At 65.8% G+C, this 459-nt stretch carries 1 protein-coding gene; it reads right to left on the bottom strand.

From position 1 onward, the window contains the following. The coding region (locus tag ACSNOH_RS35135) for an AMP-binding enzyme (RefSeq protein WP_436725495.1) at positions 1-434 on the bottom strand (434 nt) is incomplete at its 3' end. Positions 435-459 lie beyond the last annotated feature (25 nt).

Raw genomic sequence — 459 nt, 5'->3', positions numbered from 1 at the left:
AGCACACGCCGCGGCCCCCACCGCAACACCTGCCCCACCGCAGCATCCCGCCACGCCCGCATCTCACCCAACGGAATAGGACCACCCGAATAACTCGAATTCCACCCCGTGAAATCCTCACCCCACTCCGACACCACCGAACCCGAATACACCGAGTCGTAAATTCCCTGCCATTCGCCCAGCTGCTCGTCCACGGCGTCCGCTGCAGGCTCGTCGGAGGCGGGCACGACGTAGCCCACCAGGCGCTTGTCGCCGGGCCGGTCCTCACGCACCACGACGACCGCCTGGTCGACACCGGGGTGGCTGCGCAGGACGGTCTCGATCTCACCGGGTTCGATGCGGAAGCCGCGGACCTTCACCTGATCGTCCGCACGCCCCACGTACTCCAGCTCACCACCGGAATTCCACCGCACCACATCACCCGTGCGATACATCCGCGAACCATCACCAGCAAACGGA

The sequence above is a fragment of the Streptomyces sp. URMC 127 genome (genome assembly GCF_051386535.1).
GTDB lineage: Bacteria > Actinomycetota > Actinomycetes > Streptomycetales > Streptomycetaceae > Streptomyces.
The sequence above is the reverse complement of the archived record's forward strand: the minus strand, read 5'-3'. Positions and strand labels throughout refer to the sequence as shown.